The sequence below is a fragment of the Streptomyces sp. NBC_00016 genome (genome assembly GCF_045040885.1).
GTDB lineage: Bacteria > Actinomycetota > Actinomycetes > Streptomycetales > Streptomycetaceae > Streptomyces > Streptomyces coriariae.
Genome location: NZ_CP108304.1, coordinates 9,066,858 through 9,092,320 on the forward strand (window position 1 = coordinate 9,066,858; position 25,463 = coordinate 9,092,320).

21 protein-coding genes and 1 pseudogene are annotated in these 25,463 nt (G+C 74.3%); 7 read left to right on the forward strand and 15 right to left on the reverse strand.

The window, feature by feature from the left end; all coding sequences use genetic code 11:
• Positions 1 to 69 precede the first annotated feature (69 nt).
• The 5 genes from OG933_RS40350 to OG933_RS40370 form a co-directional block, all read right to left on the reverse strand.
• Complete coding sequence (locus OG933_RS40350; protein ID WP_405632043.1) at positions 70 to 1,221, reverse strand: histidine kinase; 1,152 nt, start codon at positions 1,219 to 1,221, stop codon at positions 70 to 72.
• A 206-nt stretch (positions 1,222 to 1,427) separates the two neighbouring features.
• Positions 1,428 to 2,468 carry a zinc-binding dehydrogenase gene (locus OG933_RS40355; protein ID WP_405632046.1) on the reverse strand — a complete coding sequence of 347 codons (1,041 nt, stop codon included), beginning with the start codon at positions 2,466 to 2,468 and terminating at the stop codon, positions 1,428 to 1,430.
• 127 nt (positions 2,469 to 2,595) lie between these two features.
• Positions 2,596 to 3,528 carry an SGNH/GDSL hydrolase family protein gene (locus OG933_RS40360; RefSeq protein ID WP_405632048.1) on the reverse strand — a complete coding sequence of 311 codons (933 nt, stop codon included), beginning with the start codon at positions 3,526 to 3,528 and terminating at the stop codon, positions 2,596 to 2,598.
• A gap of 442 nt (positions 3,529 to 3,970) precedes the next feature.
• Positions 3,971 to 5,020 (reverse strand): YncE family protein, encoded by a 1,050-nt coding sequence (locus tag OG933_RS40365; protein WP_405632051.1) that lies wholly within the window; start codon positions 5,018 to 5,020, stop codon positions 3,971 to 3,973.
• A 103-nt stretch (positions 5,021 to 5,123) separates the two neighbouring features.
• Positions 5,124 to 6,890 carry a hypothetical protein gene (locus tag OG933_RS40370; RefSeq protein WP_405632053.1) on the reverse strand — a complete coding sequence of 589 codons (1,767 nt, stop codon included), beginning with the start codon at positions 6,888 to 6,890 and terminating at the stop codon, positions 5,124 to 5,126.
• Between the two features lie 95 nt (positions 6,891 to 6,985).
• Here OG933_RS40370 and fes (OG933_RS40375) point away from each other — a divergent pair, with 95 nt between their 5' ends.
• Complete coding sequence (gene fes / locus OG933_RS40375; RefSeq protein ID WP_405632055.1) at positions 6,986 to 8,284, forward strand: enterochelin esterase; 1,299 nt, start codon at positions 6,986 to 6,988, stop codon at positions 8,282 to 8,284.
• On the opposite strand, the gene OG933_RS40380 is transcribed toward fes (OG933_RS40375), so the two are convergent.
• The 8 genes and pseudogenes from OG933_RS40380 to fes (OG933_RS40415) all read right to left on the reverse strand — a co-directional run bounded on the left by OG933_RS40380 (position 8,265) and on the right by fes (OG933_RS40415) (position 19,083).
• Positions 8,265 to 12,164, reverse strand: coding sequence for an amino acid adenylation domain-containing protein (locus OG933_RS40380; RefSeq protein ID WP_405632058.1), 3,900 nt, complete (start codon positions 12,162 to 12,164; stop codon positions 8,265 to 8,267). The genes fes (OG933_RS40375) and OG933_RS40380 overlap by 20 nt on opposite strands.
• The gene (locus OG933_RS40385; protein ID WP_362534311.1) at positions 12,161 to 12,391 is read right to left on the reverse strand and encodes a phosphopantetheine-binding protein; all 231 of its coding nucleotides are present in this window, start codon (positions 12,389 to 12,391) and stop codon (positions 12,161 to 12,163) included. Before OG933_RS40385 ends, OG933_RS40380 begins: the two co-directional genes overlap by 4 nt.
• A gap of 6 nt (positions 12,392 to 12,397) precedes the next feature.
• Positions 12,398 to 13,027 (reverse strand): annotated as a pseudogene (locus OG933_RS40390) (isochorismatase family protein); the annotation flags it as partial.
• 15 nt (positions 13,028 to 13,042) lie between these two features.
• Complete coding sequence (locus tag OG933_RS40395) at positions 13,043 to 14,671, reverse strand: (2,3-dihydroxybenzoyl)adenylate synthase (protein ID WP_405632061.1); 1,629 nt, start codon at positions 14,669 to 14,671, stop codon at positions 13,043 to 13,045.
• Positions 14,668 to 15,864 (reverse strand): isochorismate synthase, encoded by a 1,197-nt coding sequence (locus OG933_RS40400; protein ID WP_405632064.1) that lies wholly within the window; start codon positions 15,862 to 15,864, stop codon positions 14,668 to 14,670. Before OG933_RS40400 ends, OG933_RS40395 begins: the two co-directional genes overlap by 4 nt.
• Positions 15,865 to 15,897: 33 nt before the next feature.
• A complete protein-coding gene (locus OG933_RS40405; RefSeq protein ID WP_362534232.1) occupies positions 15,898 to 16,677 on the reverse strand; it encodes a 2,3-dihydro-2,3-dihydroxybenzoate dehydrogenase in 780 nt (259 codons plus the stop codon).
• Positions 16,674 to 17,651 carry an ABC transporter substrate-binding protein gene (locus OG933_RS40410; protein ID WP_362534229.1) on the reverse strand — a complete coding sequence of 326 codons (978 nt, stop codon included), beginning with the start codon at positions 17,649 to 17,651 and terminating at the stop codon, positions 16,674 to 16,676. The genes OG933_RS40405 and OG933_RS40410 overlap by 4 nt, the downstream gene beginning before the upstream one ends.
• 133 nt (positions 17,652 to 17,784) lie before the next feature.
• Positions 17,785 to 19,083, reverse strand: a complete 1,299-nt coding sequence (fes, locus tag OG933_RS40415) for an enterochelin esterase (protein ID WP_405632068.1) — start codon at positions 19,081 to 19,083, stop codon at positions 17,785 to 17,787.
• 188 nt (positions 19,084 to 19,271) lie between these two features.
• Here fes (OG933_RS40415) and OG933_RS40420 point away from each other — a divergent pair, with 188 nt between their 5' ends.
• From OG933_RS40420 to OG933_RS40430, 3 genes are all read left to right on the forward strand, one after another.
• Complete coding sequence (locus tag OG933_RS40420) at positions 19,272 to 20,297, forward strand: iron chelate uptake ABC transporter family permease subunit (RefSeq protein ID WP_362534225.1); 1,026 nt, start codon at positions 19,272 to 19,274, stop codon at positions 20,295 to 20,297.
• The gene (locus OG933_RS40425; protein ID WP_405632070.1) at positions 20,294 to 21,346 is read left to right on the forward strand and encodes a FecCD family ABC transporter permease; all 1,053 of its coding nucleotides are present in this window, start codon (positions 20,294 to 20,296) and stop codon (positions 21,344 to 21,346) included. Before OG933_RS40420 ends, OG933_RS40425 begins: the two co-directional genes overlap by 4 nt.
• A 146-nt stretch (positions 21,347 to 21,492) precedes the next feature.
• The gene (locus OG933_RS40430) at positions 21,493 to 22,011 is read left to right on the forward strand and encodes a MarR family winged helix-turn-helix transcriptional regulator (RefSeq protein ID WP_142268647.1); all 519 of its coding nucleotides are present in this window, start codon (positions 21,493 to 21,495) and stop codon (positions 22,009 to 22,011) included.
• A 21-nt stretch (positions 22,012 to 22,032) separates the two neighbouring features.
• Here the strand turns inward: OG933_RS40430 and OG933_RS40435 are convergent, their stop codons facing one another.
• Positions 22,033 to 23,214 carry an MFS transporter gene (locus tag OG933_RS40435; RefSeq protein ID WP_405633666.1) on the reverse strand — a complete coding sequence of 394 codons (1,182 nt, stop codon included), beginning with the start codon at positions 23,212 to 23,214 and terminating at the stop codon, positions 22,033 to 22,035.
• Between the two features lie 81 nt (positions 23,215 to 23,295).
• Here OG933_RS40435 and OG933_RS40440 point away from each other — a divergent pair, with 81 nt between their 5' ends.
• Positions 23,296 to 24,066 (forward strand): AraC family transcriptional regulator, encoded by a 771-nt coding sequence (locus OG933_RS40440; RefSeq protein WP_405632071.1) that lies wholly within the window; start codon positions 23,296 to 23,298, stop codon positions 24,064 to 24,066.
• Here the strand turns inward: OG933_RS40440 and OG933_RS40445 are convergent.
• Positions 24,063 to 24,335 carry a hypothetical protein gene (locus OG933_RS40445; RefSeq protein ID WP_057604407.1) on the reverse strand — a complete coding sequence of 91 codons (273 nt, stop codon included), beginning with the start codon at positions 24,333 to 24,335 and terminating at the stop codon, positions 24,063 to 24,065. The genes OG933_RS40440 and OG933_RS40445 overlap by 4 nt on opposite strands.
• Positions 24,336 to 24,485: 150 nt before the next feature.
• Between OG933_RS40445 and OG933_RS40450 the strand changes: the two genes are divergently transcribed.
• Positions 24,486 to 24,878, forward strand: coding sequence for a hypothetical protein (locus OG933_RS40450; RefSeq protein WP_405632073.1), 393 nt, complete (start codon positions 24,486 to 24,488; stop codon positions 24,876 to 24,878).
• Positions 24,875 to 25,342, forward strand: a complete 468-nt coding sequence (locus tag OG933_RS40455; RefSeq protein ID WP_362534210.1) for a peroxiredoxin — start codon at positions 24,875 to 24,877, stop codon at positions 25,340 to 25,342. Before OG933_RS40450 ends, OG933_RS40455 begins: the two co-directional genes overlap by 4 nt.
• Positions 25,343 to 25,463: the final 121 nt, after the last annotated feature.

Genomic DNA, 25,463 nt, shown 5'->3' on the forward strand with positions numbered 1-25,463 from the left:
GCGCGGGCCTCCGGGTGGCGCGGTACGGGCCGCCGCGACGGCCGTACGGCGGGGCGGCCTTCTCGGCGTTCACCACACGCACGGCAGCTCCACCTCGATCACCGTCGGCCCGCCCACCGGGCTGCTCACCCGCACGGTCCCGTCGAGCGCGGCGACCCGGCGCCGCATGCCCAGCAGCCCCGAGCCGGCGCCCTCGTCGACGCCGCCGCACCCCTCGTCGCGCACCCGCACGCTCAGCCCTGCCCGGGAGCGGGCCAGCACGACCTCGGCCCGGTCCGACCCGCTGTACTTCGCGGCGTTGGTGAGCGCCTCGGCGATCACGAAGTAGGCGGCCGCCTCCACCGCGGCCGGTGCCCGGGGCCCGTCGGGGAGCCCGTCGGTCCGCACGGTCACCCCGAGTCCGCTGCTGCCCGCCAGCGCCCGTACGGCCCCTTCGAGTCCCCGGTCGGTGAGGATCGGCGGGTGGATGCCGCGTACGACGTGCCGCAGTTCGGTCAGGGCCTCCTCGGCCTGGTCCTGCGCGTCAAAGAGCAGCTTCCGCGCGGTGTCGGGATCGGCCCCGTAGGCCCGCTGGGCCAGGCCGATCCGCATCGACAGTGCGACCAGCCGCGCCTGGGCGCCGTCGTGCAGGTCCCGCTCGATCCGGCGCAGTTCGGCGCCGTGCGCGGCGACCGCGTCCGCCCGGGTCGCGGTGAGCTGCTCGACCCGACTGGCCAGCAGCGCCTTGGGGGAGGGGCTGAGCAGGGCGGCCGACCACCCCGCCTCCAGGTCGGCGAGCCGGACGAGCAACGGCAGGACCAGCGCCTCGCGGCCCAGCAGCGCGCGCCGCACACCGTCGACGAGGAGCCCCGCCGGCCACAGCGGCAGCATGAGCACCGTCAGCCAGCCGTAGGCGTAGTACGCCCCCAGCCAGCGCAGATCGGTGAGCGTGCAGGGATCCCTCACGGCCGTCCGGAGCCGCTCGCGCAGCGGACCGGTGACCGTTCGGTACGCCTCCGGTATCTCCCGGCCGGTCCAGGAGGCCGTCGAGCGCCGCTTGGCCCCGGCGATCCGGCGGATCAGCAGCACGGTCTCGGGCAGCAGCCAGATCCCGACCCCCGTGACCGCGCCGGTGGCGGCGATCAGCAGGACGGTGATGAAGATGTACGACCCGAAGGCCATGGCGGCGGCCAGGAAGAGGTGGACCGTGGCCCGCGCAGCCTGTCGCAGGGTCGCGCGCATGGAGTGCCATTCCTCTCGTGAAGAGAAGAGAAGAGAAGAGAAGAGAAGAGAAGAGGGGGAGGGGGACGTGGGACGTGGGAGAGAGGGACCTGAGGAAAGGGGACCTGAGGAAAGGGGACATGGGGGAAGGGGACATGGGGAGGAGGAACCGCGCGGGCCGCCGGCCGGTGGGACACCCCGGACCGGCGGACCCGTGTGCGGAGGTCCTAGTCGTCCAGCGTGACGACGACCTTCTCCGCCGCGCCCGGCGTCAGGGCCAGTTCGAAGGCGCGGGCGGCCTCGGAGAACGGGACGCGGTGGCTGATCAGCTTGGCGAACCGCTCCTGGTGCTCGACCAGTTCCGGGGTCACCTCGAAGATCTCGGTCGGGTAGCCCTGGGAGGCGATGAGGGTGAGCTCGCTGCGGAGCATGCCGCCGAGGTCGATCTCACCCTTCTTCTGCACGGCCACCATGACCAGCTTCGCGTGCCACTTCGCCGACTGCACCACGGTGTTGAAGACGACCGGGGCGCCGGCCGCGTCGATGAAGACGTCGGTGCCCGGCCGGGGCTGGCCGAGGGCGTTGGCGCTCTGCCCGTGCAGCTCGGTCAGCCGTGCGGCCACGTCCTCCTTGCCCGAGTCGATGACGGCGTCCGCCCCGACGGCCAGTGCCTTCTCCAGCCGGGAGGGGATGACGTCGGCGACCACCACGTGCTCCACACCGCGCAGCTTCAGCCAGATCGCCGCGCCCAGACCGATCGGCCCCGCGCCGAACACGACGACCTTGTCGCCCGGCCCCGCCCCGGAGCGGTTGACGGCGTGCCGGGACACGGCCATCGGCTCGTTGAGCGAGGCCACGTCGAACGGCACGGTGTCGGGGAAGACCGCGACGCTCCTTCCGACCTCGGCGTTCTCGATCAGCAGGTACTCGCTCATCCCGCCGAACTTCCCGCCGCAGCCGATGATGCCGGTGGGCGCGTCCTGCGGGTTGACGACCACCCGGTCGCCCGCCTTCAGGCCGTCCACCTCGGCGCCGACCTCCACGACCTCACCGGCCGGCTCGTGGCCGAGCGCCACGGGGATCAGCTCGCCGCCCAGGTGGGCCCGGGCGGGCATGCCGCCCATGTGCAGGAAGGTGACGTCGGTGCCGCAGATGCCGCAGGCGCGGATCCGTACGAGCGCGTCCTTGGGGCCGGGCACCGGGCGCTCGACGTCCACGACGTCGATCTTGCCGGTTCCGCCGGTCCGGACGGACTTCATCGTGCTCATGGGGGAGCCTTTCTCGCTGGAGTAACTCGGTTGCCGCAGACAGGTGGTGCCGGGCTCGGGGGAGCCCTGACGGAAATCCGGGGGACCGCGGCCCGCTCGCCGGGCCGGGGCCGGGAGGCCGCGCACGTCAGACGCCGAGGGTCTTGAGCACGGCGTCCGCCATGCCCCGCTCGCCGCGTTCGTTGGGGTGGACGGAGGCGGCCGGGGCCCGCGGCACGAGCGGTTCGACCCAGCGCACCTGACGGCCGGCGCAGGCGTCGCGCCCCACCGAGGGCGTGTACGTGTCGACATAGCCGGCCCCCGCCCTGCCGGCCCGCTCGCGCAGCATGCTGTTCAGCTGCCGCTCCTTGTCGTGCAGGTAGGTGATGTCGCCGGCGGCGAGGCCCATCTCGGCGCCGCAGCCGGTGGTGTGCGGGGGCAGGATCGCGGGATAGCCCACGACGTAGACGCGGGCCTTCGGCGCGCGTCGCCCGACCTCGGCGAGGGCCGCGGCCAGCCGTCGTCCCGCCGCCTCTGTGCGCCGCTGTACCTCGTCGGTGCCGTCGGAGACGTACCGGGCCCGGCAGGGCGCGTCCCCGGTGGCGTCCTTCCCGTCCGTCAGGCCGCTCAGCGCGAGGTGCAGCACTCCGGACGTCACGCAGCTCTTCACCAGCGAGGCGAATCCGATGTCGTTGCCGCCGATGCCGAGGGTGACCAGCCTGGTCCGCTCCGACAGGGCGGCCAGTTGCGCCGGGTTGGTGCCCCGGTCCGTGGACTGGGCCGAGCTCAGGTCCGCGACGGTCGCGCCGGTGCAGCTGACGTCACGGAAGTCGGTGGCGGGCAGGGCCAGGCGTCGGGCGACGAGCGCCGGGTAGTTGCGGTCGGAGCGGTCACAGCCGGCGGGGCTGCCGCCCTGGTCCGGGATCTCGGGACCGGCGGTGTAGGAGTCGCCCAGCGCCACGTACGGGCCGCCGGGCGGCGCGGACTCGGGAGAGCTGTCGTGCCTGCTGATCACGATCGCGGTGGTGAGCACGCCGCAGGCGAGCGCGCCGGCCAGCGCGGCTCGTACGGAGGTCTTCATGGCAGGGGTCCTGTCTGTCGTCCCGGGTGATCCACGCCGTGCAGCTGTGGTCGTGGAACTGTGCTCGGCCGGGGGAGAAGCGGCCGGGGCGGCCGAGCGTGCGTGGAGGGTCGGAGGCGTCCCGGGGCCCGGCGCCGGGCGGGGTGTGTCGGCTGCCGGGCCCGGGGACCGCGCCGATCCCCGTCCCCACGGGTTCGGCGGCCGGGAGCCGCCTCCGCTCAAGGCGGCTCCCGGATTGCTTGAGTTAGGCAAACACATCTGGATTACTTGAGTCAAGCAAGCGAGATGATTTACTTGAGTTAGGCAATCAGAAGGATGGGGTCGAGATCATGTCCCCCGCACGACCGGTGATGCCGCCCGGCGTCCCGGGCCGACGCGGGGGAGCGGGCGAACGGCGAAGGGCCCCGGCAGGCGGTGCGAACCTGCCGGGGCCCGGACGTGACTAGTGCCCGAGGCGGATCACGGTCAGCTGGTCCTCGCCGTTCGCGCCCGCGCCCGACTTGTCGACCACGTAGGCGACGCCGTCGGCGACCTCCACGTGGTTGGGGTTGGCGCCGGTGGCGACGGTCTCCTCGACGACGCCCTTGCGCGGGTCGACCACCGTCGCGGTGGCGGCGGTGCGGTTGACCACGACGACATCGCCCGAGCGGTCGTCGGTGGCGACCGACAGGGTGCCCGCGCCGGTGGCGACCGACCTGGTCACCGTGCCGGTGCGGAGGTCGACGACCGAGACGCCGCCCGCCGTCTGGTCGGCGGTGTACGCCGTGCGGCCGTTCTTCGCCAGCGAGATGGAGATCGGTCCGTCACCGGTCGGGATGAGACGCGGGGTGTCGGAGGCGCGGTTCACCTCGATGATCCGGTCGTTGGACAGGTCCGTCGCGTACACCGTGCCCGTCTTCCCGTCGACCGCGAGACCGGCCGGGCCGGAGCCCTCGACCGTGACGCGCTTCTTCTCGGTGAGCGTCTTGGAGTCGTACGCGACGAGCGTGCCGGCGCTGAACGCGGAGGCCCACACCGTGTTGTGCCGCTCGTCCACGACGATCTCGCGGGCGTGTCCGACGTTCGGCAGCGTGGCCAGGTGCGCGCCGGTCCGCTGGCTGTAGACGGCGACGGTGTTGCTGCGGGTGTTGGTCACCCAGACGGTGTTGTGCTCGTCGTCCACGGCCACGCCGTACACGGCCTCACGGGCGCCGGTGGTGGCGTCGAGGACCGGCGGGAGGATGGTCTGCTCGACCGTGAGGGTCTTGGGGTCGACCTTCAGCAGGCTGGTGCTGGTGGCCGCGCGGCCCACGGCGGTGGTCACCCAGAGCGCGTCGTTGCGCTCGGAGTACGCCGACTGGTACTGCCCGGTCGCCAGCGGCAGGGTCGTCGCGGAGAATGCCGTCGAGTGGGCCGACGCGGTCCCCGCCAGCGCCAGGGTGCTGCCGGCGGTGAGAGCCACGGCGATCGCCGCCGAGGCCACGGTGCGACGACGGCTGATACGGGTGGTCATGATGGATGTGCTCCCTTGTGTGCAGCGTTGATGATGAGAGATCCGGGGTTGCACCCCGACCGGCACGCAAGGTGCCGGAGCTTGTGGGGGCCTTGATGACCCGTCAGTCGCCGGAACCGGCCGCGGCGGGGCGGCGGCGCACGACGAACAGCGTGGTGGCCGCGGCCCCGGCGGCGCCGCCGGCCGCCGCGGCGGCCGCGGACCAGGCGATGGTGGCGTAGGAGACAGGGGTCTGCGCCGAGGCCGCCGCCGCGAGGGTCCGCTCCTCCGTCGGGCCGGGTGCGGTGGTCGACGAGGACGACGCGGAACCGGTGTCGGCCGCGCCGGTCACGGTGAAGGCGACCTTCAGCGAGGTCGGCGGGTTCGGGGCGAGGAAGCGCAGCCAGTGCGCGCCGCCGGAGGTGCCCGCGGGGACGGTGACGTCACCCTCGTGCGAGCCCTGCGCGTCGGCCTTCCACTGGCCGAGGATGTCCTCGTCGTCGAGCTTGACGGTGACGGTCTCGCCGGCCGGGAACTTCGTCACCTCGAAGTGCAGCGTCCCGCCCGCCTGCACCCGGCTGGCGGTGATCTGGGCCTTCGCGCCGGCCGAGTTGGTGGCGGAGGCCGGCTCGCCTGACGCGGCCGGCACGGGCGTCGCCGACGCGCCCGTCGTGCCGCCGCCGCCGCCGCCGCCGTCGGCGGCGGCAGCCGCCGCGGAGGCCGACGAGGACGTGACGGTGAAGGACGCCTTGAGGCTGGTCGCCGGGTTCGGGGCGAGGAAGCGGAGCCAGTGCGCGCCGGCCGGGGTGTCCGAGGGGACGGTGACCGTGCCCGAGAACGCCCCGTCCGAGCCGATGCCGCCCTGCCACTGGCCGATGATCTCCGCGTCGTCCAGCTTGACGGTCAGCTGCTGCCCGGCAGGGAAGCCGGTCACCCGGAAGGAGACCTTGCCACCGGCGGCGACGCGTGTTCCCGCGGTGAGCGAGACCGACGGGGAGGACGAGCCGGACGAGCCGGATCCGCCACCGGAAGCCGAGCCACCGATGGAGCCCGTGCCGCCCGTGGAGCCCGTGGAGCCCGAGCCACCGGTGGCAGCGCTGCCACCGCTCCCCGAGTCGGTGCCGCCGCTGCTGCCGCCCGTGCCGCTGCCGCCCGTGTCGCTGCCGCCGCCGCTGGTGGCCGCCGCCGTCACCTTGAGGTCGGCCTTGAGGCTGGTCGCCGGGTCCGGGGCCAGGAAACGCAGCCAGTGGGCGCCGGCCGAGGTGGACGCGGGGATCGTCACCGAGCCCGAGAAGGTGCCGTCCGCGGCGACCGCCTTGCCGAACTGGGTGAGGATCGACGTGTCGTCCAGCTTCACCGTGACCGTCTGGCCCTCGACGAACCCGGACAGGCCGAACGCCACCTTGTCGCCCGCCGTGACCGACGCGCCGCCGGTGAGGCGCACCGCGGGTCCGGCGGTCGGGCCGGGCGAGGGAGAGGGGGAGGAGGACGCCGTGGTCACGGTGAGGTCGGCGCTCCTGACGCTCGTCTGCGGGGCGAGGAACCGCAGCCAGTGCCCGGCGCCGGCGCCGGCGGCCGCCGGAACGGTCACCGCCCCCGTCACGGTCCCGTCGTCGCCGATCGTGAACTGCTTGAGCAGGGTCGTGTCGTCGAACTTCACGCTGAGCGTCCCTCCGGCCGGGAACCCGGCGACGGTGAAGGACACCTCGCCACCCGCCTGGACGGTGTCCGCGCCGAGCGTGACGGCAGGCGAGACCGCGTCGGCGGCGAGCGCCACGAGGGGGGCGGGCCGGCTCCCGGCGACGGGCAGGGCCACGGCCAGAGTGCCGAGCCCGAGGGCGGTTCCGGCGGTGAGCGCGAGGACCCGGCCGCCGATTCTGTGAGAGGTCATGAGAACTGCTCCTGGCAGATGAGGGAGATGTGCCGCACGGCAAGCGGAAAGAGGGTGAAGTTAGGCTTCCTTATCGAATGAGGGAGTCTGTTGGTATGTCCTGGTCCGCGCCGCCCGAGGGCACCCCGCACCGTCCGCCCCGGCTGCCGCGACCGCACACGGTTCCGCGCCTCGCGCGACCGGCCTGCGCGCTGCCCGGCCCGGACGGCGTCGAGGAGTTCTGGTCCGAGGTCCGCCGGCGCGGCACCCCGCTCGTCGGCCCCGACCCGCAGGGCAGCGAGGACCACCGCGCCGTCACCTGGCTGTGGCGCGGCACCCCGGCCACCCGGGCCGTGCAGGTCCTGCCGAACAAGCTCGGCGATCCGCGCGCGCCCGAGGACAACCTGATGGAGCGCGTCCCCGGCACGGATGTGTGGCACTGGACGCTCCGCCTGCGCCACGACTGGCGCGGCACCTACGACCTTTACGTCGACGAGGGCGACGAGGGCGACGGGGGCGACGGGGGCGACGGGCCGGACCGGGGCACGCCGGGAAGCCCGGCCCACTGGCAGTGGCTGCGCACCCGCCGCCGCCCCGACCCGTTCAACACCCGCTCGCTTCCCCATCGTTGGGACGGAACCCCCGTCCCGTACGCCGAACTCCCCGCCGCTCCCCGGGCGGTGGACTGGGAGCCGCGGCCGGACGTGCCCCGGGGCACCGTCACCGAGCACACGGTGCCGAGCGCGCTGCTGGGCGGCACCCGCCGGTACCGGCTGTACCGGCCCGCGGGCACCGAGGGCCGGCCGGAGCGGCTTCCGGTGCTGGTGCTGCTCGACGGTGAGCACTGGCAGCCGCGGCTCGGTGTGTCCCGGCTCCTCGACACCCTCATCGCCGACGGACGGATCCCGCCGACGGCCGCCGTCCTGCCCGAGGCGGTGGACGAGCCCACCCGCTGGCGTGAACTCGCCTGCCGCCCCGAGTACCTCGGCTTCCTCACGGACGAACTCCTGCCGTGGGCCGCGAAGTCGGTCCCCCTGACCGACGATCCGGCGCGCACCGTCATCGCCGGCCAGAGCCTCGGCGGGCTCACCGCCGCCTACGCGGCCCTGGCCGCCCCGCACCGCTTCGGCAACGCCCTGGTGCAGTCCGGCTCGTTCTGGTGGCCCGTCGGCCCGGAGCCGGAGTGGCTCACCCGGACCCTGGCCCAGGGCCCCCGTCCGGCGGCGCGCCTGTGGCTCTCCTTCGGCGAGCAGGAGTGGGTGGCGCTGCCCGCGGCCCGCCGACTGAGGGACGTCCTGCAGGCCCTCGGCTGTCACGATTCCTCCTACCGGGAGTTCAACGGTGGTCACGACTACCTCTGCTGGCGCACGGAACTGGCCGACGGACTGGTGCAGCTCATGAGTCCAGCTCCTTGAGGCGGGCGGCGAGATGGACGGCGACCTCGTCGAGGTGGCGGTCGGCCATCAACCGAGGGTGGGTGCAGTCCAGGTCGTGGTTGACGATCACGCCGCTCACATGCGGCCGCCACGCCTCCCGGGTCAGCCAGTCCTCGGCGCGCGGGGCGGCGGCCGTGAAGAACAGCAGGTCGCCGTCGAAGACCCGGTGCCGGTGCTCGCGCATCATGCGGGCGTGGTTCGGCACGATGTCGACGATCCGCGAGAGCGTGTGGTCGGCCAGCCCCGCCAGCGGGCTGCCGGCCCGGCGCAAGGTGGCCAGGACGTCCTCGCGGGTCCGCTCGCCGGTGCGGTCGAAGCCCGCCATCCGCAGGACGGCGGTGAGGGCGTCGCCCTCCTCGGGCGCGGGTCGTTCCCGCCACTGCTCGGCCGGGAACGCGTCGAGCAGGGCCAGGAGTTCGACCTCCGCGCCGGCCTCCTGCAGCAGAACGGCCACGGCGTGCGCGAGGATCCCGCCCACCGACCAGCCCAGCAGCCGGTACGGCCCCCGCGGCCGGACCTCCCGGATCCGCCCGGCGTAGTCGGCCGCCTCCTCCAGCAGGGTGGCCGGCAGCGGCTCGTCCCCGGACAGTCCGCGCGCCTGGATGCCGTACACCGGCTGGTCGGGTCCGAGGCGCGCGGCGAGCCCCGCGTAGCACCAGGACAGCCCGCCCGCCGGATGGATCGCGAACAGCGGCGCCCGCCCGCCCCGCGCCCGCAGCGGCAGGACGACGTCCAGGGCGTCCCGCGAGGCCGGGCCCGCCGCCTCGATCCGGCCGGCGAGCGCGGCCGGGGTCGGCGCCTCGAAGAGCGAACCGATGGTCAGTTCGGCCGCACACTCCTCCCGGACCCGCGCCACCAGGCGTACCGCGAGCAGCGAGGTGCCGCCCAGATCGAAGAACGCGTCGTCGGGACCGACCTGCCCGACGCCCAGCACCTCCGCGAACAGCCGGGTGAGAACCTCCTCGGTCCCGCTCGCCGGGCGCCGTCCCTCGCCTCCGGCCCCGCCCGAGAAGACCGGGGCGGGCAGCTCACGCCGGTCCAGCTTGCCGTTGGGGCTCAGCGGGAACGACTCCAGGACCAGCACGGCGGCCGGCACCAGGTGCTCCGGCAGCTCCCGGGCCAGCGCCGCCCGCAGGGCCACGCCGTCGGCGTCCCCGGTGACATAGCCGACCAGCCGGTCCTCGACGACCACCGCGCAGGCGCCGTCGACCCCCGGCCGGGCGGCCAACGCGGCCTCCACCTCGCCGAGTTCGATGCGCTGCCCGCGCAGCTTGACCTGGTGGTCGGTGCGCCCGAGGTACTCCACCTCGCCGTCGGCGCTCCAGCGGGCGAGATCGCCCGTGCGGTACATCCGGCTGCCGGGCGGCCCGAACGGGTCGTCGACGAACCGGGACGCGGTCAGTTCGGGGCGGCCGAGATAGCCGTCCGCCAACTGCCGTCCGGCCAGGAACAGTTCACCCGGTACCCCGGGCGGGCAGGGCCGGCGGGCCGCGTCCAGCACGTACAGCCGGGTGTTCCACACCGGCCGCCCGATCGGCACCGGGCCCGCACCCCGTGGTGCGACGGCGTGGAAACTCACGTCGACGGCGGCCTCGGTCGGTCCGTACAGGTTGTGCAGCCCGACTCCCGGCAGCGTCCGCCCGAAGGCGTTCGCCGTCTCGCGGGGGAGCGCCTCGCCGCTGGCGAACACCCGGCGCAGTGCCGCACGGCAGTCGGCCGCGCCCGGCTCGGCCAGGAAGAGCTGGAGCATCGACGGCACGAAGTGGCAGGTGGTGACGGCCTGTTCGCGGATCAGCCGGGCCAGGTACGCCGGGTCCCGGTGTCCGCCGGGCTCGGCCACGACCAGCGTCGCGCCCGTCCGGAGCGGCCAGAAGAACTCCCACACGGACACGTCGAACGAGGAGGGCGTCTTCTGCAGGACCCGGTCACCGGCGTCCAGGGCGTACTCGTGCTGCATCCAGCGCAGCCGGTTGTCGATCGCCCGGTGCGACACGACCACACCCTTGGGCCGGCCCGTGGAGCCGGAGGTGTAGATGATGTACGCGGGATGGGCGGGGGTGAGCGCCCGCGCGGGGGTCACGGCCGGCTCCGCGGAGAGGTCCAGCACGTCCAGGGACACGACCGGCGTCCTCCCGTCGGGCAGCCGGTCGGCGCGGTCGGTGACGGCGCACACCGGGGAGGCGTCGTCGAGCATGTAGGCCAGCCGGGGCGCCGGGTAGTCCGGATCCAGGGGCAGATAGGCGGCACCCGCCTTCAGCACGGCGAGCAGGGAGACGATCAGTTCCGTGGAACGGGGCACCGACACCGCGACCGACGCGCCCGGCCCGGCGCCGAGGGCCTGGAGGTGGTGGGCCAACCGGTTGGCTCGGGCGTCGAGTTCGGCGTAGGTGAGTGACGTGGTGCCGTGGACGAGCGCGGTGGCGTCCGGTGTGCGGGCGACCTGTGCCTCGATGGGCCCGATGAGGGTGGTGGCGGGGACCGGCTGCTCCGTGCGGTTGAACTCCTCCAGGACCAGGGCCCGTTCGGCGGGGGTGGCGACGGTGTGGGCGGCGAGCGGCAGGTGCGGGTCGCTCGTCGCCAGCCGCTCCAGCAGCCGCAGGAACCGGTCCTGATGGGCGGCGAGATCGGCGTCGTCGTACAGGGCCGGGTTGCCGTCGTGGTCGATGCGCAGGCCGCGGCCGTCGGCGCGGTCGTAGACGTTGACGGTCAGGTCGTCGACCGGGCCGGCGGACAGGTTGCGGGCCCGGGCCGGGGTGCCCGCGAAGTCCACGCCGTAGTCGAAGGGCATGATGTTGACGAGCGGGCCCACCAGGCCCCGGCTCTCACCGAGCAGCCCCAGATCGCGCCGGATGTCCTCGTACCGGTAGCGCTGGTGGCGGCGCACCTCACGGATGCCCAGCACGACCTGGCGCACCAGGTCGGCGAAGGCCGCCTCGGGGGTGACGGTCAGCCGCAGCGGCACGACGTTCATCACCATGCCGGGCACCCGCAGCGCCACCGAGCCCATCCGGCCCATCAGCGGCAGGCCCAGCACCACGTCGGACTGCGCGGTCGCCCGCGAGGTGTACAGCGCCTGCGCGGCGACGAGCACGTCCGGCCAGGTCGCCCGCAGCCGGGACGCCACACCCCGGAGCGTCTCGGTGACCTCGGGCGAGAGGTGCGCCGTCCGGCGGCGGAACGTCCGTGACGGCAGCGCCCCGCGCCCCGCGAGCCGGGGCGCCTGCGGGCGGTCCCCGAACGCCTGCGTCCAGTACGCGCGGTCCGCCGCGAAGGCCGCCGAGGAACGGTAGGCGGCGTCGTCCGCGACCAGGTCGGCGAGCCGGCCGAAGGAACGGACGGGCGGCTCCTCGCCGCGCGCCAGCGCCGAGTACACCTCGGCGGTACGGCGCACCAGCAGGGAGTAGCCGAAGCCGTCCATGACCAGGTGGTGGATGCGCTGGTACCACAGCCAGCGCTCCTCGCCGCCGGTCACGCGGAACAGGGCGTGCCGGAACGGCGGCCCGGCCGCGAGGTCGCACCGCTCCTCCAGGTCGGCGCGCATCCACGCCCCGGCCTCTTCCTCGTCGCGGACGTCGAGCACCGTGAGGGGCTGCTCGACGGCGTCCACGACGCGTTGGCGCGGCCCGTCGGGCGTGTCCTCGATCCGTACCCGCAGCGACTCCGCCTCCTCGGCGACCCGCCGCAGCGCGTCGGCGAACAGCGCCGGATCGACGGGGCCGTCCAGGCGCAGACACTCGGCGGTGTTCTGGGCGGGGCTGAGCGGGTCCAGGGCCTGCGCGAACCACATGCCCGACTGGGCCGCGGTGAGCGGCAGCACCTCCTGCGGCAGGTCCGCGGTGCGGGCGGGGCCGGCGCTCATACGGTGGCCCCCAGCAGCGCGGCCCAGGCCTCGACGGCCGGCCGCTCGGCCAGGTCCGCGAAGTCCGCGGTGACGGCGTGCTCGCGGCGCCAGCGTTCCAGGAGGGCCATGATCCGGACCGAGTCCAGGCCGAGGTCGAGGAGGTTGTCGTCGACGGGGATGTCCGCGGGGTCCTCGCCGAGCACGTCGGCGACGTCGGCGCGGATCCGTGCCACGGTCAGGGGCATCGTCCGGACCTTCTCGAACAGTGCGTCGGTGGTGGTGACGCACGCGCAGCGGCCCGCCGCCCAGCGCAGGGCCATGTCGTGGTCCGCACGGGAGAAGTCGGCCACGGCGTCGGCGACCACGAACGCCTGGACGTCCCGCATCCACGCGTCGCAGGCGCTCATCAGCACACCGATGTGCGCGTACACGCCGACGATCACGAGCTGGTCGCGGCCGGTGGAACGCAGCAGCTCCGCCAGCTCCGTGCGGACGAACGCGCTGTACTTCCATTTCGTGAGCACGGTGTCGCCCGGCTCCGGCGCCACCGCGTCGGGCACGGCGAGCGCCACCGGGTCGTCCGCCACGCCCGGACCCCAGAAGTCGAGCTGCAGCCCCCGCTCCTCGGGGCTCTGGCCGCCGCGCTGCACCGAGTAGACGACCGGCACGCCGAGCCCGCGGGCCGCCTTCGCCAGCCGGGCGGTGTTGGCGAGCAGACCGGTCAGCGGTTGTTCGCCGGCCGGGAACGCGGAGAGGAAGTGCTGCTGGAGATCGTGCACGAGCAGGACGGCGCGGGCGGGATCGACCTTCCAGGTCACCCGGTTCGCGGGCAACTCGTGGGCGGACGGCAGCGGATAGGGGGAGATGGCGGGAAGTGCCATGGGAACACGGGCCTTTCAGTGCTGCTCGGCGGACGACCGCAGCTGCTTCTTGTTGACCTTGCCGACGCCCGTGTGGGGGAAGGCGTCGACGAACTCGACGAGATCGGGGACCTTGTAGGCGGCGACACCGCGCTCACGCACGAACCGCTTCACGGCGGCCGGTTTCAGCGGTTCGGCGCCGGCGCGCAGGATCACGTAGGCGAGGGAACGCTCACCCAGGTACGGGTCGGGGACGGAGACCACCGACACGTCGTGCACCGACGGATGGGCGAGCACGATGTTCTCGATCTCCTCCGGCGCGATCTTCTCGCCGCCCCGGTTGATCTGGTCCTTCGCCCGTCCCTCCACGACGAGATGACCGCTCGGCGTGCGCCGGACGATGTCTCCCGTGCGGTAGAACCCGTCCTCGGTGAACGCCCTCGCGTTGTGCTCGGGCGCCTTCCAGTAGCCGCGGATCGTGTACGGGCCCCGGGTCAGCAGCTGCCCGAACTCGCCCTCGGGGACGTCGTGTCCGGCGTCGTCGACGATCCGGACCTCGTCGTCCGCGGAGATCGGCCGGCCCTGTGTGGTGACGACGGTCTCCGGATCGTCGTCCAACCGTGTGTAGTTGACGAGCCCCTCGGCCATCCCGAAGACCTGCATCAGCCGGCACCCCAGGGCGGGTTCGAGGCGACGGGCCGCCTCGGCGCTGTACTTCGCGCCGCCCACCAGCGTCAGCTCCAGGCTGGACAGGTCGTACCGGCTGGCTTCGGCGGCCTCCGTCCACACCAGCGCCAGCGGCGGCACCAGCCCCGTCATGGTGATCCGCTCCTGCTCGACCAGCGCGAACGCGGTCGCCGGATCGGGCTTCGGGCACAGCACCGTCGTACCCCCGGCGTACAGCGCCCCGAGCCAACCGGGCGAGCTCATCGGGAAGTTGTGGGCCGCCGGCAGTACGACGAGGAAGCGGGTGTCCGCGTCCACGCCGCAGATCTCGTTCGATCCCCGGAGCGAGTACAGGTAGTCGTCGTGGGTGCGGGGGATGAGCTTCGGCACGCCCGTCGTACCGCCGGAGAGCTGAAGGAACGCCAGCTCGTGCGGCCGGGGTCCGACCGGCTGCCCGTCGGGCGTGCACGGCACCTCGGACAGCGGGGTGTGCTCACCCGGCTCCCCGGCCACGAACACGTGCCGCAGCGCCGGGGCGTCCTTGCGTACCCGGGAGGCGAGCTCCCGGTGGTCGAAGCCGGCGTGGGTGTCGGGGACGACGTACGCCACGGCCTCGGTGAAGGAGCAGAACCAGGAGATCTCCGTGTACCGGTGCGCGGGCAGCGCGAACACCGGCAGCGCGCCGATCCGGAAGAGCGCGAACACCACCTCGACGAACTCGCCGACGTTCGGCAGCTGGACGACGACCCGGTCACCGCGGCCGATCCCGCGCGCCGCGAACCCGGCGGCCAGCCGGTCGGCGCGCTCGTCGAGCTCCCGGTAGGTCCAGGTGCGGCGCTGCGGGGCGGGGTCGACCAGGGCGACGCGGTCGGGGTGCGCGGCGGCCCGGTCGCGCAGTACGCCGCCGAAGGTCCGGCCTCGCCAGTGGCCCGCGGCCCGGTAGCGTGCCGCGAACGCGGCGGGCCAGGTGGGGGCGTCCACGCCCGGGGTGAGGGTCACAGCCCGGCCCCCACGGCGTGCAGGAACGTGCGGAACTTGGCGGCGGTCTCCGCCGTCTCGGCCTCCGGCGTCGACTCGGCGACGACGCCGGCGCCCGCGAACAGCCGCAGCGTGCGGCCCTCGGCCTCGGCGCAGCGGATCGTCACGACCCACTCGCCGTCGCCGTCCGCGTCCTGCCAGCCCACCATGCCCGTGTACGGTCCCCGGTCGAACGGCTCGGAGGCGGCGATCACCGCGCGGGCCACGTCCGTCGGCGTGCCGCACACGGCGGGCGTGGGGTGCAGCGCCGACGCCAGGTCCAGCGCGGTCACGTCCGGGTCGCGGAGCTCCCCGGTGACCGTCGTCGACAGGTGCCACAGCGCGGCGGTGCGCACCAGCGTGGGCCGGGTCGGCACCTCAAGACGGGTGCAGAACGGCGCGAGCGCCTCCTGTACGGCGGTCACGACGACGGCGTGCTCGTGCAGGTCCTTCGGGGAGTCCAGGAGCGCCGCCGCGCGGCGTACGTCCTCGGCGAGGTCGTTGCTGCGGGGCGTGCTGCCCGCGAGGGGGTTGGCGGTCAGCAGGTTGCCGCGGCGGGAGACGAGGAGCTCGGGGCTGGCGCCGACGAGGGTGCGGCCGGGGCCGCTCGGTACGGCGAAGGAGTAGCCGTCCGGGTCGCGTCGGGCGAGCCGGCGCAGCATGGCCGGCAGGTCCGGCTCGCGCGAGGAGGCCAGTTCCAGGGTGCGGGCGAGGACGACCTTGTCGAACTCGCCGGCCCGCATCCGCGCCACGGCCGTGGCGACCGCCTCGCCGTACCGCTCGGGCGGGGGCACCTCCCGTACCCGCCAGTCCGGCCGGTGCTCGTCGCGGGGCACGGGCAGCGCGATCAGCGGGTCCTCGCGCAGCGGCGGCGCCCAGTGCACCATGTCCGGCACCGCGAGCGCGGGCGGGGCGTCGGGGGCGAAGGGCAGCGAGCCCATGACGACCGGCGGCGGGGCGTCCGGCCGGCGCAGCGCGTCGAGGACGTCCTGGACGCGGTGCGCGAGCGGGCTCGTGCCGTGGGGTATCCCGGCGGCGCTGCCGCGGCCGAGCAGGGTGTGCCGGGGCGAGGCGAGGAAACGGTCCGTGGCGGGCCGGTAGGCCTCCAGGAGGGCCGTGGCCGCGCCGGGGGACAGGAGAGAGGGAGCGGGGTGGTCACGCAGTGAGGCAGACATGGTGTGTCTCCAGTGGGGGACGTGCGGGCGGGATCAGGCCCGGAGGGTGGCGCCGCCGTCCACGTACAGGTCGTGCATGGTGATGTGCCGGGCGCGGTCGGAGACCAGGAACACGACGGCGTCGGCGACGTCGGCCGGTTCGGCGATGCGGCCCAGCGGGATGCCGGTGCGGTGGGTGGCGAGGTCGCCCTCGACGACGCGCCGGGCCGCGGCCCCGGTGTCGCCGTTCCACAGGGCGCGCTGCATGTCGGTGAGGGTCGAGCCGGGGGAGACCGTGTTGCAGCGCACGCCCCGCGCGGCCACCTCCAGGCCCAGGCATTTGGTGAACATGACGGCGGCGGCCTTCGAGGCGGCGTAGGCGGCCATGCCCGAGCGGGGGACACCGGCCGCGTTGGAGGCGACGGTGACGATGCTGCCCGCGCCGCGTCCGGTCATCCGGCGGGCGGCCGCGCGCGAGACGTGGAAGACACCGCCGGTGTTGACCGCGAAGGTCGCCGTCCAGTCCTCCTCGGTGAGGTCCACGACCGGCGAGCTCCGCAGGATCCCGGCCACGTTGACGACGATGTCCAGTGGTCCGGACTCCTGTTCCGCCGTGTCGACCAGGGCCTCCACCGCCGCCGCGTCGGTGACGTCCAGCGCGCGGGCGGTCACCCGGCCCGGGTACCTCGCGGCGAGCGAGCGCACCCCGTCCGGGTCCAGATCGGTGGCCAGGACCCGGGCGCCCTCCTCGACGAGGGCGGCGGCCACGGCGGCCCCGATGCCCCGTCCGGCGCCCGTCACCAGGGCGAACCGGCCGTCCAGCCCGGCGCTCACGAGGCGAGCGCCTCGGTGAGGTCGGCCAGGACGATCCCGGCCGCCAGCGGGCCGCCCGCGCTGTTCCACGCCGAGCCCTGGACGACCACGACATGCCCGGCCCGCTCGGCCTTCAGCCGGCCGAAGTTGGGCACCTTCCTCGCCTCGGCGTACGCCTTGTCGCCGTCCGCCCGGTCCCCGAGGGTGCCGAAGAACAGCCAGTCCCCGTCGACGGTGGACAGTTTCTCCAGGCTGACCGGCTCGCTGTGCCCGGCGCTCGCGCCCTGCTGGTCCGCCGGGCGCGTCAGCCCCAGGGAGGTCAGCGTCGAACCCACGTGGCCGACGCCCTTGCCCACCACGGACGGTGCCCCGTTCTGCCAGCGCACCACGCTGACGACGGCGCCCGCGTTCGTGCCGAGTTTCGCCTTGGCGGCGGCCACGTCGGCGTCGAAGCCGCTGAGGATCCGCTCGGCGTCGGCCTTCTTGTCCAGGGCGTCGGCGGTCGCGGTGAACGCCTTCCTCCAGTCCTCGTTCAGTGCGGCGGTGACCACGGTCGGGGCGATGGCCTGGAGCTTGGAGACCTCACTCTTCACGGCCGTCGTCTCGTCGAGAAGGATCAGGTCGGGCCGCAGCGCGGCCACCTTCTCCAGGTCGGCCTCGGCGACGGTGGCGACCACCTGCGCCTCGGCGGCCTTGTCGGCGAGATAGGTGGAGACGCCCTGCTGTCCGCGTCCGGCGGTGGCGCCGACGGGCTCGATCCCCAGGGCCAGCGCCGCGTCCAGGGTGGGTTCGCTGAGCGCGACGACCTTCGTCGGCGCGGCCGGCACCTCGACCTTGCGGCCGGTCGCGTCGGTGATCGCGCGGGTGCCCGCCGCCGCGTCGCCGGCGCCTGCGTCCGTCCCGTCGTCACCGCAGCCGGACAGGAGCAGGGCTCCCGTCACGACGGCGGCGGCGGACGTCAGGACCGCCCGGCGGGAGGTACGTGCAGAGGACATCGGATGAGCTCCTTGAAGACGAAGACGAAGACGAAGACGAAGGGGAAGGGGAAGGGGAAGGGAAGGGGAAGGGGAAGGGAAGGGGAAGGGGAAGGGAAGGGGAAGGGGAAGGGAAGGGGTAGCGGGGAGGGAGTCAGGCGCCGAGCAGCCGCGCCAGGCCGTCGGCCAGCGCACCGTGCCAACAGGCGTAGTCGTGGCCGCCGTTGTACTCGGCGTAGGTGACCCGGTGGCCTGCCCGGCGCAGCGCCCGGTACAGGGCGCGGCTGTGGTCGACCATCGGGCCCTCGTGCAGACCGACGTCCAGGTGGACGGCGACCGACCGCGGGCCCGAGGCGGCGTACCGCGAGACCAGCCAGGGCACGCCGAACACCGGGGGTTTGGCGCCCCGGGGCGGCGGCAGACCGGGCCGCCACCACAGCGAGGTGGACTGGGCGAGGACGTTGCCGAAGCGCTCCGGCCGCCGGTACGCGGCGTGCAGCGCCGTGACCGCGCCCAGGCTCTGGCCCGCGACGACGGTCCGTGCCGGGTCGGTGGTGAGCGGCCAGCGGCCCGCCGCCCAGGGCAGCAGTTCGTCCGCGAGGAAGGTCACGAACGGTTCGCGCGCGCCCAGTTCGCGCCAGCGGGTGTCCCGGTCCACCGCGTCCGGGGCGAGCACGGCGAGCGGGGGCAGTGTCCCGTCGGCGACGAGCGCGTCGAGTGTGCGGCCGAGGCCGAGCCGGCCGAACCACATGTCGCCGTCGCACAGCACCAGCACGGGCAGCGGGGGCCGGTCCCCGCCGTCGTGTTCCGGCGGCAGGTACACCCAGGTGTCGCGGTCGCCGCCGAGTGCCGGGGCGCTCACCCGGTGCCGTTCCACCCGTCCCTCCGGTCCGCCGCCCGGCCGTTGGGTCCGGGGCGGGGGAGGTGCGTCGGGCAGGGCGAAGACCGAGCCGTCCGCCCCGTGCCGACGGGTCGGCACCCGGCGCCGGTTGAGCGGGTCCGCGGCCGCGTGCACGGACAGCGACCGCAGCAGCTGCTGCAACCGGCCCGGATCCGTGGGCGGTTCCTTGGTCGAGATGTCGGCCGCCATCCGGTAGGAGCCCCGGTGGTCGGCCCGCAGCCGCAGCCCGAGGTGCCAGACGTCGGTGCCGGGCACGTGCTCCAGCAGCGCGTCGGCGAGCCGGTCGCGGTCGACGATGCGGTTGGCGTGCAGCAGGACCTGACGGGTGGTCCGGTGCCCGCGCCACAGGAAGGTCACCGCCCGGTGTCCGGGCCATCCGTCGAGCTCCTCCACGAGCGGGGTGCCGAGCTGTTCGGCCTCGCTCCAGAAGGCGGCCGTCAGCGCCGTCCGCCGTACCGCGTCGGCGGGTTCCAGGCGTTCGAGGTCCTCCAGGAGCCGCGCGACCCGCGGACCGGTGACGTGCACGGGCCGTACGGAGTCATGGGTGCTCACCGGCGCGGCGGTGGGGTGCAGGGCTGGTGGTGGGCCCGCGTTCATCTGGGTCCTCCGGACATCTCTCCCCCTCGTTTTTCGCCCCGGAGCAGGCCAACAGGCGTGCGTCCCGGGGTAGTCGGGCATACGACAGCACTCGGTCGACAAAATCGTCAACAACCAAGGTTAGGTTAGCCTAAGCTAAGCACATGTTCGTTGGATCGCACCCCCGCGCCGGAAGAAAACGGCCACCCCTGCGCACCGCGGGACTGCTGCTGGGCCTGGCGCTGCTGCTCGCGGCGACGGCCCTCTCGCTGGCCGTGGGCACCCAGCAGATACCGCTCCATCAGGTCTGGTCCGGCCTGTTCGCCCCCACCGGCACCGAGAACGACGCGATCGTGCGGGACCTGCGGCTCCCGCGCACGCTGACCGGCGTGGCCGTCGGGGCGGCCCTGGGGCTCGGCGGCGGTCTCATGCAGACCCTGACCCGCAACCCCCTCGCCGACCCGGGCCTCCTCGGTGTCAACGCGGGTGCCGCGGCCGCCGTGGTCACCGCGATCAGCGTCCTCGGCATCACCTCGTTCACCGGCTACCTGTGGTTCGCGCTGGCCGGCGCCGCCCTCGCCGCCACCGCCGTCCAGGCCCTCGGCGGCGGCCGGTACGCGACCCCGGTCCGCCTCGCCCTCGCCGGAACCGCCGTCAACGCGGCCCTGTTCGGCTACGTCAACGGACTCCAGCAGTGGGATCTGGGCACCCTTGACGAGATGCGGTACTGGGCCGTCGGCACCCTCGCCAAACGTGATGCCGGCCTGCTGCTCACGGTGCTGCCGCTGCTCGTGGCCGGAGCAGCCCTCGCGCTCGCCCTGGCGCGCCCGCTGGGCGCTCTCGCCCTGGGTGACGACGCCGCCCGCGCCCTCGGCACCCGGGTGCGCCGCACCCGCGTGCTGTCCGTCGTCGCCATCACACTGCTGTGCGGCGGCGCGACCGCCCTGTGCGGCCCGATCGGCTTCGTCGGGCTGATGATCCCGCACGCGGCCCGCGCCTTCTGCGGCCCCGACCCGCGGTGGCTCCTGCCGTACTGCGCGCTCTACGCGCCCGTCCTGCTCCTGGTGTCCGACGTGCTCGGCCGGATCGTCGCGGCGCCCTCGGAGATCGAGGTCGGCACGGTCACCGCGTTCCTCGGCGGCCTGCTCTTCATCCACCTGGTCCGGCGGCGGAAGGCGACCCAGCTGTGAGCCTGCTCGAAGACCGCGGCACCGCGGGCGTGCTGCGCACCGGCCGCTGGTCCCTGCGCTATGCCCGCCGCACGTTGCTGACCTGCGCCGTGACCGCTCTGCTCGCCGCGTGCACGCTGGTGCTCGCCCTCGGTACGGGCAGCTACCGGCTCACCCCCGCGGAGGTGCTCGCCACCCTCGCCGGCGGCGGCCCGCCGGGCGCCGGGTTCATCGTGACGGACCTACGGCTGCCCCGGGCCCTGGTGGCGCTGCTGGTCGGTTTCGGGACGGGCCTGGCGGGAGCGGTGTTCCAGTCGCTCACCCGCAACCCGCTCGGCAGCCCGGACATCATCGGCTTCGGCAACGGCGCCTCGGCCGGCGCGCTCGTCGCGATCATCCTCTTCGACGCCGGCGGCCCGCAGACGGCGCTCGGTGCCGTGTGCGGAGGCCTCGCCACCGCCGCGGTCGTCTACCTCCTCGCCTGGCGGCGGGGTGTGCACGGCTACCGGCTCGTCCTCGTCGGCATCGGCGCCTCAGCCGTGCTCGGCTCGGCGACCGGCTTCCTGTACGTGCGCGCCGACATCGGCAAGGCCGCGCAGGCGGCGAGCTGGATGATCGGCTCGCTCAACGCCCGTGACTGGACCGACGTCCGCATCGCCGCCCTCGGCCTGGTCCCGCTCGTCCCGCTCGTCCTGGTCTACGCCCGGCGGCTGACCCTCCTGGAGATGGGCGACGACACCGCCGCCGCGCTCGGCGTGCCCCCGGAACGCAGTCGGCTGGTCCTGCTGTGCGCCGGTACGGGTCTCACGGCGATGGCGGTTGCCGCGGCCGGTCCGATCCCGTTCGTGGCGATGGCCGCCCCGCAGCTCGCGCGCCGGGTCACGCGCGCCGCGGGGCCCAACCTGCTGCCCGCCGCTTGGACCGGCGCCCTGCTCGTCTCCGCGGCCGACCTCGCCACCCGGCGCCTCACCGGCTCGGCGCTGCTGCCGGTCGGCGTGGTGACGGGCGTGGCGGGCGGCGCGTACCTGGCGTGGCTGCTCAGAGGGGAGCGTGGTGCGGGCCGGATATGAGCCTGGGCTCACGGCCGCGTATGGGTGGCCGCGTACCATCCGGATACGGCGGAGGTGTCGTACGCGGGTCGTCCTTCCGCAGCAGGCGCGGTACACGTGCGCAGTAACTTACTTGAGTTACGCAACAAGATGGTAAAGTGGGTCGCATGTCCACCGAACCCCTGCCGTTGCCCTCCACCGCGACTCCGGAAGTGATCGAGATCGAGCGCGCGCTCACTCGCATCACCTACCTGAGCACCCGCGCCCGCCAGCACGACCGGCTGATGACACTGGCCGGCGTCCCCCTGGACCGCGCCGCCGTGGCGCTGCTGCGGCAGGTCGCCGACTCCGAGCCGCTGCGTCCGGGGGAGCTGGCGCAGCGGCTGGGCGTGGAGGCCTCGCATGTGACCCGTACGGTGCAGCAGCTCCAGAAGTCCGGTTACGTCACCCGGGTCCCCGACCCCGACGACGGCCGGGCCCAGCGGATCCAGCTCACCGAGGCCGGCCGCGCGGCCGTCGGCCGGGTCCGGGACGCGGGCGCCCGGGGGATGCAGCTGGCGCTGGCCGACTGGTCCCCGGACGAGCTCGGACAGCTCGCCACGCTCTTCCACCGCATGGTCGACGACTTCCTCTCCCACTCCATCGAGGACGAGACCGAGCAGCCGGCCGCGGCGCCACGCGCCTGACCCTCGGGACGCGCCCGACCCTCAGGCGCGGGAGCCGGCCACGGGCGACTGAGCGGCGGTGGGGACCGGCTCACGCAGCCCGCGCAACAGGAACCAGGCCACCACCGGCGGTATCAGCAGGGGGAGCAGACCCGTCCGCAGGGACGTGGCGTCCGCGAGCGCGCCCAGGGCCGGCGCGGCCGCACCCCCGATGCTGACCGTCAGTCCCAGGGTGACGCCGCTCGCGGTGCCCATCCGGCGGGGCAGACAGTCCTGGCCCAGCGTCACATGCAGCGAGAACGGCACGTACAGGCCGGCCGAGGCGAGCGCGACGAACAGGTACAGGGGCGGGCCCGGGACCAGGACCACTCCGGCCACCGCCGGCACCGTCACGGCGTACGAGTGCCGCACGACCCGGAGCCGTCCCCAGCGCCCGGCGAGCCGGCTCCCGGCCAGCGTCCCCACGGCGCCGCCCGCGTAGAGCACGCACAGCGCGGCCGTCCCCGCCGCCGCCCCGCCTCCGGTTCGCTGACGGACGTACAGCGAGACGAACGTGCTCAGGCCGACGAAGACGACCGAGCGGCACACCACGGCACCCGACAGACGCAGGAACGCCGGCCAGTCGTCCCGGCCCGCCCCCTCCGCCCGCTCCGCTCCCTCCGCCCGCTCCGCCCCCTCGTCCGTCACCGGGACGGACCCGGCCCGGCCGGCTGCCGAGCGCACCGCGGCCCCGCACAGTGCCACGCCCGCCAGGGCCGGCAGCCCCAGCAGCGGCGAGGCGCGCAGACCCCAGGTCGCGACGACGGCCGCGACCAGCGGCGGGGCGAGCGCGAAGCCGACGTTGCCGCCGAGCGCGAACCAGCCCATCGCCGTGTGGCGGCCGTCCGAGGCGGCCCGCGCCGCCCGCGCGGCCTCGGGGTGGTAGGCGGCGACCCCGAGGCCGGACACGGCCACCGCCGCCAGCGTGAGCGGGTACGAGCCGCCGATCCCGCTGACGGCGATCCCCGTACCGGAGGCCGCCGCCGCGAGCGGCAGCAGCCACGGCATCGCGAACCGGTCGGTCAGCACGCCGAACAGCGGCTGCGCCACCGACGAGAGCAAGGAGGCCGCCAGGACGATTCCCGAGGCGGCGGCGTAGGAGTAGGCACGCTCGGCGACGAAGAAGGGGACCAGCGCGGCCACGGCTCCCTGGTACACGTCCACGCAGGCGTGCCCCAGGGACATCAGGGTGATGGATCGGTTTTTCGGCACGCTGCGATCGTCACGGCCCGGGTGGCTGTCGCGCTTCCGATAATCTGCCGCCTTGTGCCGCACATCCGCCACACTCCGACCGCGCCCACCCGGGTCCAGCCGCTGGCCGCGGGCCGGCGCATCGACGCCCACCGGCACGACGACCACCAGATCGTCTACGCGGGCTCGGGTGTCCTGGCCGTCACGACCGACGCCGGCACCTGGTTCGCTCCCGGCACCCGCGCGCTGTGGGTGCCCGCCGGAACCACGCACGCGCACCGGGCGTACGGCCGGCTCGACCTGCACCTGGTGGGCCTGCCGGCCGACGACAACCCGCTCGGTCTGGACGCGCCGACCGTGCTCGCCGTCAGCCCGCTGCTGCGGGAGCTGATCCTCGCCCACACCCGGGCCCCGGACGACCCGAGCCCCGAACGTGTCCGCCTGCTCGCCGTGCTGCGCGACCAGCTGCGCGCCTCCCCGCAGCAGCCGGCCCGACTGCCCACCCCCGCCGACCCCCGGCTCGCCGAGGTCTGCGCCCTCGTCCACGCCGACCCCGCCGACCAGCGCACGCTCGCCTCCCTCGGCGCCGCCACCGGCACCGGCGAACGCACCCTGAGCCGCCTCTTCCGCCGCGAGTTCGGCATGACCTTCCCCCAGTGGCGCACCCAGTCCCGGCTCTACCACGCCCTGCGTCTGCTGGCCGACGGCACGCCCGTCACGACGGTCGCCCACCGCTGCGGCTGGTCCTCCGCCAGCGCCTTCATCGACGTGTTCCGAAGGGCCTACGGGTACACCCCCGGCCGGCACCCCGGCCGCCACCACGGACGGGCCCCGGACCTGTCCTAGACGCGCACGAAACCGCCGGTCCACTCGTCCTCGTCGAGGGTGTGCTCGTCGATGACGAAACAGTCCGGTTCGTCGGCGAAGCCCGGCAGCAGCCGGGCGCGGCGCCTGCGCTCCGCCGCCTTCTCGGCCGTGGAGTACACGCCGAGCAGCTTGGCGTCGTCGCCGTCCTCCTCGTCGACGTGCACCGTCTCCCCGTCGAGGTGCAGGGTCGACCCGCCTTCACCGGCTTCGTTCCGGTGCCCGATGTGCCACAGCAGATAGACGGTCATCCCGCCAGGCTATCGCCGGCCGCCGCCAACCATGATGCGCCCCGGCCGAGTTGGGGGAGCCCCGGTCCCGGGTCCCGGCTCGCGACCCCGCCTCCGAAGTTCCGCTTACCCTCCAGTAAGGTCGGGCGCCAGGTCATCAGAGGAGGAACCGTGTCCCGGTCCGAACGCTCACCCCTGCTCCTGGCGGGCCTGCTGGCCGGCATGGGGGTGGCCCACTTCGCCGTCCCGCGCCCGTTCGACGCGATCATTCCGCGCACGCTCCCGGGCTCGCCCAGGGCCTGGACGTACGCCAGCGGTGTGGCCGAGCTGGCGCTGGCGGCGGGAGTGGCCCTGCCGCGGACCCGCAGGACGGCCGCGCTGGCCGCGGCCGGGCTCTTCGCCGGCGTCTTCCCCGCCAACGTCAAGATGGCGTGGGACTGGCGGCACCGCCCCACCCCGCTCAAGGCCGCAGCCGTGGCCCGGCTTCCCTTCCAGGTGCCCCTCGTGCTGTGGGCCCGCAATGTCGCCGACGGCGCCGCGAAGACCACGGAGGGACGGTCATGACCAAGGCCCTGGAGACCGGCGACCTCGTCGAGGACTTCGCGCTGCCGGACGAGACCGGCACGGTGCGCAGCCTGACCGACCTGCTCACCGACGGGCCGGTGGTCCTCTTCTTCTACCCCGCCGCCCTCACCGCGGGCTGCACCGCCGAGGCCTGCCACTTCCGTGACCTGGCGGCCGAGTTCGCCGCCGTGGGCGCCCGGCCCGTCGGGATCAGCGGGGACTCCGTCGACCGCCAGCAGGAGTTCGCGGGCCGGCACTCGCTCGGCATGCCGCTGCTCTCCGACGCCGACGGGGCGGTGCGGGAACGGTTCGGCGTGAAGCGCGGCTTCTCCCTCGCCCCCACCAAGCGGGTCACCTTCGTGATAGCGCAGGACCGCACGGTCCTGGAGGTCGTCCGCAGCGAGCTGCGGATGAACACCCACGCCGACCGCGCCCTCGACGCACTGCGCGCCCACGGCGGCTGAGCGCCGGAGCGGGACGGCCGGGGAGACCGGGGAGACCGGGGAGACCGGGGAGACCGGGGAGCGCTGTGCGCCCCGGTCGGGCCCGTCGCGGTTGATGCGTCGGGACAAAGGGACCATTCTT

Coding starts and splice junctions, on each gene's coding strand:
- OG933_RS40360 (WP_405632048.1), bottom strand. CDS start 3,528: ATGAAGACCTCCGTACGAGCCGCGCTGGCCGGCGCGCTCGCCTGCGGC.
- OG933_RS40350 (WP_405632043.1), bottom strand. CDS start 1,221: ATGCGCGCGACCCTGCGACAGGCTGCGCGGGCCACGGTCCACCTCTTC.
- OG933_RS40400 (WP_405632064.1), bottom strand. CDS start 15,864: ATGTCTGCCTCACTGCGTGACCACCCCGCTCCCTCTCTCCTGTCCCCC.
- OG933_RS40370 (WP_405632053.1), bottom strand. CDS start 6,890: ATGACCTCTCACAGAATCGGCGGCCGGGTCCTCGCGCTCACCGCCGGA.
- OG933_RS40430 (WP_142268647.1), top strand. CDS start 21,493: ATGTCCACCGAACCCCTGCCGTTGCCCTCCACCGCGACTCCGGAAGTG.
- OG933_RS40380 (WP_405632058.1), bottom strand. CDS start 12,164: ATGAGCGCCGGCCCCGCCCGCACCGCGGACCTGCCGCAGGAGGTGCTG.
- OG933_RS40455 (WP_362534210.1), top strand. CDS start 24,875: ATGACCAAGGCCCTGGAGACCGGCGACCTCGTCGAGGACTTCGCGCTG.
- fes (WP_405632055.1), top strand. CDS start 6,986: ATGTCCTGGTCCGCGCCGCCCGAGGGCACCCCGCACCGTCCGCCCCGG.
- OG933_RS40445 (WP_057604407.1), bottom strand. CDS start 24,335: ATGACCGTCTATCTGCTGTGGCACATCGGGCACCGGAACGAAGCCGGT.
- OG933_RS40365 (WP_405632051.1), bottom strand. CDS start 5,020: ATGACCACCCGTATCAGCCGTCGTCGCACCGTGGCCTCGGCGGCGATC.
- OG933_RS40355 (WP_405632046.1), bottom strand. CDS start 2,468: ATGAGCACGATGAAGTCCGTCCGGACCGGCGGAACCGGCAAGATCGAC.
- OG933_RS40385 (WP_362534311.1), bottom strand. CDS start 12,391: ATGCCCCTGACCGTGGCACGGATCCGCGCCGACGTCGCCGACGTGCTC.
- OG933_RS40420 (WP_362534225.1), top strand. CDS start 19,272: ATGTTCGTTGGATCGCACCCCCGCGCCGGAAGAAAACGGCCACCCCTG.
- OG933_RS40435 (WP_405633666.1), bottom strand. CDS start 23,214: ATGTCCCTGGGGCACGCCTGCGTGGACGTGTACCAGGGAGCCGTGGCC.
- OG933_RS40410 (WP_362534229.1), bottom strand. CDS start 17,651: ATGTCCTCTGCACGTACCTCCCGCCGGGCGGTCCTGACGTCCGCCGCC.